9 protein-coding genes and 1 pseudogene are annotated in these 7,572 nt (G+C 70.4%); 7 read left to right on the top strand and 3 right to left on the bottom strand.

The window, feature by feature from the left end; translation table 11 throughout:
• Nucleotides 1-76 precede the first annotated feature (76 nt).
• Complete coding sequence (locus TR46_RS18205; protein ID WP_042402382.1) at nt 77-1,033, top strand: catechol 2,3-dioxygenase; 957 nt, start codon at nt 77-79, stop codon at nt 1,031-1,033.
• A gap of 58 nt (nt 1,034-1,091) precedes the next feature.
• Nucleotides 1,092-1,769 carry a GntR family transcriptional regulator gene (locus TR46_RS18200; protein ID WP_042402378.1) on the top strand — a complete coding sequence of 226 codons (678 nt, stop codon included), beginning with the start codon at nt 1,092-1,094 and terminating at the stop codon, nt 1,767-1,769.
• 115 nt (nt 1,770-1,884) lie between these two features.
• Here the strand turns inward: TR46_RS18200 and TR46_RS18195 are convergent, their stop codons facing one another.
• Together TR46_RS18195 and TR46_RS39550 are read right to left on the bottom strand one after the other, a co-directional pair.
• Nucleotides 1,885-2,613 carry an MBL fold metallo-hydrolase gene (locus TR46_RS18195; RefSeq protein ID WP_042402138.1) on the bottom strand — a complete coding sequence of 243 codons (729 nt, stop codon included), beginning with the start codon at nt 2,611-2,613 and terminating at the stop codon, nt 1,885-1,887.
• 274 nt (nt 2,614-2,887) lie between these two features.
• Nucleotides 2,888-3,344: pseudogene (locus TR46_RS39550) on the bottom strand (RNA-guided endonuclease InsQ/TnpB family protein); the annotation flags it as partial.
• A gap of 109 nt (nt 3,345-3,453) precedes the next feature.
• Here TR46_RS39550 and TR46_RS18190 point away from each other — a divergent pair.
• The 5 genes from TR46_RS18190 to TR46_RS18170 all read left to right on the top strand — a co-directional run bounded on the left by TR46_RS18190 (nt 3,454) and on the right by TR46_RS18170 (nt 6,974).
• Nucleotides 3,454-4,194 (top strand): leucine-rich repeat domain-containing protein, encoded by a 741-nt coding sequence (locus TR46_RS18190; protein ID WP_042402135.1) that lies wholly within the window; start codon nt 3,454-3,456, stop codon nt 4,192-4,194.
• 94 nt (nt 4,195-4,288) lie between these two features.
• Nucleotides 4,289-5,155, top strand: a complete 867-nt coding sequence (locus TR46_RS18185) for an SAM-dependent methyltransferase (protein WP_084718678.1) — start codon at nt 4,289-4,291, stop codon at nt 5,153-5,155.
• Nucleotides 5,156-5,280: 125 nt separating this feature from the next.
• Nucleotides 5,281-5,751 carry a carboxymuconolactone decarboxylase family protein gene (locus TR46_RS18180; RefSeq protein ID WP_042402132.1) on the top strand — a complete coding sequence of 157 codons (471 nt, stop codon included), beginning with the start codon at nt 5,281-5,283 and terminating at the stop codon, nt 5,749-5,751.
• A gap of 35 nt (nt 5,752-5,786) precedes the next feature.
• Nucleotides 5,787-6,173 carry a DoxX family protein gene (locus tag TR46_RS18175; protein WP_042402129.1) on the top strand — a complete coding sequence of 129 codons (387 nt, stop codon included), beginning with the start codon at nt 5,787-5,789 and terminating at the stop codon, nt 6,171-6,173.
• 21 nt (nt 6,174-6,194) lie between these two features.
• Nucleotides 6,195-6,974, top strand: coding sequence for a class I SAM-dependent methyltransferase (locus TR46_RS18170; protein ID WP_042402125.1), 780 nt, complete (start codon nt 6,195-6,197; stop codon nt 6,972-6,974).
• Nucleotides 6,975-6,981: 7 nt separating this feature from the next.
• Here TR46_RS18170 and TR46_RS18165 read toward each other — a convergent pair whose 3' ends face one another.
• The gene (locus TR46_RS18165; protein WP_042402122.1) at nt 6,982-7,401 is read right to left on the bottom strand and encodes a TOBE domain-containing protein; all 420 of its coding nucleotides are present in this window, start codon (nt 7,399-7,401) and stop codon (nt 6,982-6,984) included.
• Between the last annotated feature and the right edge of the window lie 171 nt (nt 7,402-7,572).

Genomic DNA, 7,572 nt, shown 5'->3' with positions numbered 1-7,572 from the left:
GTCTTCCCCCGCCCCGCCCAGTGACCCCGCCCGCCCGGCAGTCCCGCCCCGCCCAGTGACGAAGAAGGCCTCCACCATGGCACCCACGCACGAGATCGCCCACCTGGCCCACGTCGAGCTGCTCACCCCCGAGCCCGAGAAGAGCCTGGACTTCTTCACCCGGATCATGGGCCTGACCGAGAACGGCACCGAGGGCGACTCGGTATACCTGCGGACCTGGGACGACTACGAGCACCACTCGCTCAAGCTCACCGCCCACCACACCTCCGGCATCCGCCGCACCGGACTGCGGACGAGCAGTCAGGAGGTCCTGGACCGCCGGGTGAAGGCCGTCGAGCAGGCCGGGCTCGGCATCGGCTGGCGCGACGGCGACCCGGGCCTGGGCCCGACCTATGTCTTCCGCGACCCCGACGGGCACGAGTTCGAGGCCTACTGGGAGAGCGAGTGGTACCAGGCCCCCGAGGACCTGGCCCCGGCGCTGAAGAACCAGCCGCAGGCGTACCCGGGCCGCGGGGTGTGCGTGCGGCGGCTGGACCACGTCAACTACCTCGCCGCCGAGGTCGAGTCCTCCTCGGAGTTCGTCCGCGACGTGCTCGGCGCCCACGCCACCGAGGAGATCCTGCTCGACAACGGGAACATCGGCGGACGCTGGCTGACCTTCACCAACAAGTCCTACGACCTGGTCTACACCCGCGACCGGACCGGCAGCCACGGCCGGCTGCACCACATCGCCTTCGCCACCGACACCCGCGAGGACATCCTCCGGGCCGCCGACATCTTCCTGGAGAACGGCGTCCACATCGAGACCGGACCGCACAAGCACGCCATCCAGCAGACCTTCTTCCTCTATGTCTACGAGCCCGGCGGCAACCGGATCGAGCTGTGCAACCCGCTCACCCGGCTGGTGCTGGCCCCGGACTGGAAGACGATCACCTGGACCGAGGCCGAGCGCGCCAAGGGCCAGGCCTGGGGCCTGAAGACGATCGAGTCCTTCCACACCCACGGCACTCCGCCGGTCGCGCCGGCCCAGTAGCTCATGCAGGCTAATATGCAGGAACAAAATTGGCGCCAATGTGTGTGGAGTGTGGGACGTGGCTGCAACCGCTGAGAAGGCCGAACCGACGGAGCCGGCGCGGCTGAGCGCCGCCGACGCCATCCGCGAGGCCATCATCAGCGGGGACTTCGGTCCCAACCAGCGGCTGGTCGAGGCCGAGCTGTCGCAGCAGTTCGACACCAGCCGGGCCGCGGTGCGCAACGCCCTGGTCCAGCTGGCCACCGAGGGCCTGGTGGAGCGGATCCAGAACCGCGGCGCCCGGGTCCGTGCGGTGTCGCTGGACGAGGCCATCGAGATCACCGAGGTCCGGATGGCGCTGGAGGGCCTGTGCGCGGCCAAGGCCGCCGAGCACGCCACCGGCGCCGACTGCGAGCAGCTGCGGGAGATCGGCTCGTCGATGCAGGCGGCCGTGACCACCGGGGACGTCCTCGGCTACTCCGACCTCAACCGGCAACTGCACGCCCGGATCCTGGCGATGAGCGGCCAGCGCACCGCCTGCGCCGTGCTGGAGCGGCTGCACGGGCAGAACGTCCGGCACCAGTTCCGGCTGGCCATGCACCCCGGCCGCCCCACTGTGTCGCTGCCGCAGCACCTGGCCGTGATCGAGGCCGTCTGCTCGGGCGACGCGGAGGCGGCGGAGAGCGCGATGCGGACGCATCTGCGCAGTGTGATCGAAACACTGCCCGAGGTGGACAAGGAACGACCGCGGCGCTGACACCGGCACTCGGTCGGTGGAGGCGGCCCGAGCCCGGTATGGGTCGCCCGACCACGAGCCCGCCTGCACCGGGCCGCCGCCGGAGCCGACGCCGTGATCGTCCCCAGACGGGCCCCTAGGACGCCGCCTGCGCCCGCTTGGCCGCCTTGACCGATTCGACCACCTCGGCCGGCGTCGCATGCGCGGGTGCGCCGTGACCGGGGAGGACCCAGGACGCCTTCAGGTCGGCGAGCCGGTCGAGCGAGGTGATCGCCTCGTCCGGGTCGTCCGTGAACGGCGCGGGCTGCGGACCGGTGCGCCCGGTCAGCACATGCCGGGTCGTCAGCGCGTCGCCGACGCACACCGCGTCGGCGAGCGGCACATGCACCGCGATGCTCCCCGGCGAGTGGCCGGGCATCCCCACGATCACCGGGCTGCCGGGCAGCTCCAGCGTGTCGCCGTCGGCGACCTCGACCACCTCGCTGACGTACTTGGTCCGCATCCCGTTCTTGCGGAGGGAGTACCCGAAGAAGCCGAGGGTGGGGCCGAGCCGCATGGAGCCGAACGCCACCTTGGGCTTCTCCCCCGTACGGGTCCGGACGGCGTCGGCGGCGTGCACATGGACCGGCACTCCGTGCTCGGTCCGCAGCCGCTCGGCGAAGCCGATGTGGTCGGAGTCCCCATGGGTCAGCACGACTCCGCGGATGTCGGCGGCGGACTTGCCGAGGGTGCGAAGCTCCTGCTGCAGATCGTTCCAGTGGCCGGGAAGGCCCGCGTCGATGAGCGTGATGCCCTCGTCGGTGTCGATCAGATAGCACGCGACCACGTCGTTGCCGAGGCGGTGCAGGTGCGGGGCGAGTTTCATGGGGTCCCCCTACAGGGTTGCCGGCTGCCGACTGCTGCCGAGGCTTTTACTGCTACGACGCGACGATACGAACCATACTTGGCTAACGTCAATAGCTTTCGGAGGCGGGGTCGGGTCGGAAAGTCTCGCAGAGCGGGCGTCCTCGCAGGTGGGACGGGTTCCACCGATTTCCGCCACCCACCCGGCAAAGCACGTTTCGCCCCGGCCCGGCGCCCCGGCCGCGCCGTAAGTTGCTCCCGTGACTCCTCTCCGGCGTAAACGCCGGGGCTTCTCGCTAACCCACGTGGGCGTCGCGACGGACCAGCCCGGCCCGTAGAACGTTGACGGCTGCCACTGTGTCGGCGTGTGCGGTGTGGCCGCAGGCGACGCAGTGGAACATTGCTTGTGTGGTCCGGTTGTCCGCGCTGGTGTGCCCGCACTGCGGGCATCGGCGGGACGTGTTGCGGGGGTCCACGGCGATCACTTCCCGTCCGGCGCTTTCAGCCTTGGCGTGCAGGATCGTCAGGAACACCCCCCATCCGGCATCCGATCTCGAGCGGTTGAGTCCGGTCTTGGCCGCCGCGCCGTTGGGCAGAAACGCGCCCGGCTGTGCCGGTCGGGCCTGGGTGCGGGGGTGCGGGGGTGCGGACCATGTTGCGGATCGTCAGGTTCTCGTGCGCGATGAAGTCGTGCTCACGCACCAGCGCCAGGGCGGTCTTGTGCGCGTGGTCGAGCCGCTGACGACGTACCTTGCTGACCCTCGCCACGCAGGCGCAGAGACCCTCGGCGCTTCGCGCCTCCCCGCCAAGGAACGCAATCCCGCCCGGCCCAAAGACCGGGATTCCCTGCGAAGATCAAGGGATGGACAACGGTGTGATGCAGGTGCTGAACCTCTGGAAGCAGGACCTCAAGGAGGTCCCCGCCTCGATCTGGCAGCAGGCCGGGTTGCGCGCGCTGATCCTCGCCGACAACGGCCTGACCGCGGTCCCCCCCGAGATCGGACGGCTTCGCTCCCTGCACACGCTCGACCTGGGCCACAACGCCCTCACCGCCGTACCCGAGGAACTGGGTGAGTTGACCGCCCTCACCGGCTTCCTCTACCTCCACGACAACCGGCTGACGAAGCTTCCGCACTCGTTGGGCCAACTGACCCGACTCGGCTACCTCAACGTCAGCGAGAACCGCCTCGCCGAACTCCCCGACGCCATCGGCGATATGACCGGCCTCATCGAACTGCGGGCCCAGCACAACCAGTTGACCACCATCCCCGGCTCGATCGGGAACCTGAGCCGCCTGCGCGACCTGTGGCTGCGCGGGAACGCGATCACCCAACTCCCGGACTCCGTCGGGCGACTCGCCGAACTGCGCCATCTCGACCTCCGCGACAACGCCCTGACCGAGGTCCCCCGGCCGCTGGCCGGTCTCCCGCTCCTCCGCCGCCTCGACCTGCGCGGCAACCGCATCACCACGCTGCCCGACTGGCTCACCCGACTCCCCTCCCTGGAGAAGCTGGACCTCCGCTGGAACGACATCGACCCGCCCGCCCGACTGCTCGACGCCCTCGCGGCGCGCGGCTGCGTGGTCCTGGGACCCGCGGCCTGAGAACCGGGATTCATGGTTCGTCCGCACCGTGACAGCGGGGACGTCTAGCCTTTGATCGGATCGTATGAGAACTGGGCTGGTCGGGAGAGCTGTGATGAGCGGGAACGAGTACGGGGTGGGCCGACTGGGGTCGCTCGCCGACGACAGCTGGGTCCCGCCGGTCATCGACACCACCAGGGCGCACCCGGCCCGGATGTACAACGCCTACCTCGGCGGAAAGGACAACTTCGCCGCGGACCGGGAAGCGGCCGAGCAGATCATCGCCAAGGCCCCCGAGGTCCGGGACCTGGCCCGGGCCAACCGGGCGTTCCTCGGGCACGCCGTGCGGATGCTGGCCGAGCAGGGCATCGACCAGTTCCTGGACATCGGGACCGGCATCCCCACCGCCGACAACACGCACGAGGTCGCCCAACGCGTCAACCCGGCCGCGAAGGTCGTCTACGTCGACAACGACCCCATCGTGCTGGCCCACGCCCGTGCGCTGATGGCCGGTCACGGTATGGGCGCCACCACCATCATCCAGGCCGACCTGCGCGACCCCGCCTCGATCCTCGCCGACCCCGCGCTCCGCGGGGCCCTCGACTTCGGCCGGCCGATGGGCCTGATCCTGCTGGCCGTCCTGCACTTCGTCTCCGACGAGGACGGCCCCGCCGCCATCGTCAAGCAGTTGACGGACGTACTGGCCCCGGGAAGCCGCATGGTGCTGTCGCACGCCACCACCGACGTCGACCCGCGCGGCGACGCCGCGGTCGTGGAGGAGAACCAGGCCGAGGCCGTACGCGTGTACGGGCAGAAGTCGGTGGCTGCGGTGACCCTGCGCACCGGTGACCGGATCCGCGCACTGTTCGACGGCTTGGAGCTGCTGCCGCCCGGCATCGCCTCGGTGTACGACCACCTCGCCGACCCGGACGTCCGACACCACGGCGTCGGCATCTACGGCGGCATCGCCCGCAAGCCCTGACCCCGATCGCGGCGACTACGACGCCGCAAGGGGGAGACGCAGGTCACATCCGCATCCGTCACAGCCTGCCGGGCTGCCCTGTCTTAGAGGGACAACAGCAGAACACACGGCAGGGAGTGCACACCATGGAAGCCCGACTGAACATGTTCACCAGCCCGGTCGCCGCCAAGTTCGGGAAGTACCTCGTCGCCGCGGCCAAGGTGCTCGCGGACACCACGTTGCCGGCCGCGACGCAGGAGCTGGTGCGGCTCCGGGCCAGCCAGATCAACGGCTGCGCCTTCTGCGTCGACATGCACACCAAGGAGGCCGCGTACGCCGGCGAGACCGCGGTCGGCCTCAACCTGGTCGCGGCCTGGCGCGAGGCCACGGTCTTCACCGAGGCCGAGCGCGCCGCCCTCGAACTCACCGAACAGGGCACCCGCCTGGCCGACGCGGCCGGCGGCGTCACCGACGAGGCCTGGGCGAACGCGGCCAAGTACTACGACGAGGAGCAGCTCGCCGCGCTGGTCTGCGCCATCGCTCTGATCAACGCCTTCAACCGCGGCAACGTCATGGTCCAGCAGCCCGCCGGCGACTACCGGCCCGGCCCTCACTGACCGCACCCGACAGCAAGGACGAGCGGAGAACTCCCATGAACCTCACCCTGTGGATCGTCACCGGGGTGCTTGCCGCCGCCTACCTGATGGGCGGCAGTGTCAAGCTGCTGATGCCGAAGGAGAAGATCGCCGCGTTCGGGCACAGCGGACGATGGGTCGAGGACTTCAGCGCCGGCGGCGTCAGGACCATCGGGGCCTTCGAGGCCTCGGGCGCGGTGGGCCTGATCCTGCCCGCCGTGGTCGACATCGCACCGGTCCTGGTGCCGCTGGCCGCCGTCGGACTGGCCATCATCATGGTCGGCGCCGCGATCACCCGCATCCGACGACACGAGACCACCCTGATGATGGTGGACCTGGTCTACCTCGTCCTGGTCCTCTTCGTGGTGTGGGGCCGCTTCGGACCCGAGTCCTTCGTCAATTGACGGGGGAGATAGGTTCGGATCATGAGCTCACGGACGGTGGACGGCAGCGCGGGCGACGCGGACTACGGCACGATCGGCGGCGGCTACGCCGACTACCGGCGCCCCGACGAGCGCATCGCGGCGCTGCTGACCGGGGCCCTGGACGGAGCCGGAACCGTGCTCAACGTCGGTGCGGGCGCCGGGTCCTACGAGTCGGTGGCCGCCGAGGTCACCGCGGTCGAGCCGTCCGCCTCGATGCGCGCGCAGCGACCGGGCCGCCTCTCCCCCGCCATCGACGCCGTGGCCGAGAGGCTGCCTTTCCCGGACCGGCACTTCGATGCCGCGATGACCACCTTCAGCGTGCACCAGTGGAGCGAACTGACTGCGGGGCTGCGAGAGATGCGGCGGGTGGCCCGCGGCCCGGTGCTCGTGCTGACCTGCGATCCGGACCTGGTCCGGGACTTCTGGCTGTACGAGTACGCGCCGCTGGTGCTGGACACCGAGGCGCGCCGCTATCCGGCGATCGCCGACATCGCCGACGCCCTCGGCGGCGATGTCACCGTGCAGCGGGTGCCGATCCCCGCGGACTGCACCGACGGCTTCAACGAGGCGTACTACGCCCGCCCCGAAATGCTGCTCGACCCGGGCGCCCGGCAGGCCTGCTCCGCCTGGAGCTTCGTCGACGCGGCCACGGCGGAGCAGTACACCGAGCATCTCCGCCGCGACCTGCGGTCGGGCGCCTGGGACCGGCGCCATGGCGCACTCCGCGGTCAGCCCTCGCTGGAGGGGTCCCTGGTGCTGGTCCGCGCCCTCCCGGCGTAGCCGGGGCTCAGACGGTGGCGAGGGAGACCTCGGTCGACTTGATCAGCGCGACCACCGCGGTGCCGGTGGCGAGGCCGAGGTCGGCGACGGCGTCCCTGGTGATCGCCGCGGTGAGCTCGCCGCCGTCGATGGCGACCTTGACGGTGGCCATGGCGCCGCCGGTGGCGATGTCGGAGACGGTGCCCGCGATCTGGTTGCGGATGCTCAGCCCGGCGACCGGTCCGGTGGCCAGCGAGACGTCGGTGGACTTGACCATGGCCCGTACCTCGCTGCCCCGGGCGAGGCCGAGCTCCTTGACGGCCTCCAGGGTGACGGCGGAGGTGAGCTCCTGACCACCGGTCAGCCGGGTCTTCACCGTGGCCATGACCTCGCCGGGGGTGACCGAGGCGACGGTGCCGGCGATCTGGTTGCGGATGGTCATGGTCATGGGGCTCAACCTCACAGTGCTGGGAGTAACCGGATCATTTCGGACGGGCCACTCCCCAGACTAGCCAGCTCTGACTGCGGTCCGTCCCCGGCGCGCGCCGGTAAAGCCGACGGATCCGGCGGCACGGCCCGCTCTCAGTGGCTGATGATCTGGAGCACCGGCGGATTGGCC

It is taken from the genome of Streptacidiphilus carbonis (assembly GCF_000787775.1).
Lineage (GTDB): Bacteria > Actinomycetota > Actinomycetes > Streptomycetales > Streptomycetaceae > Streptacidiphilus > Streptacidiphilus carbonis.
This window is presented reverse-complemented; position numbering and strand designations above follow the sequence as displayed.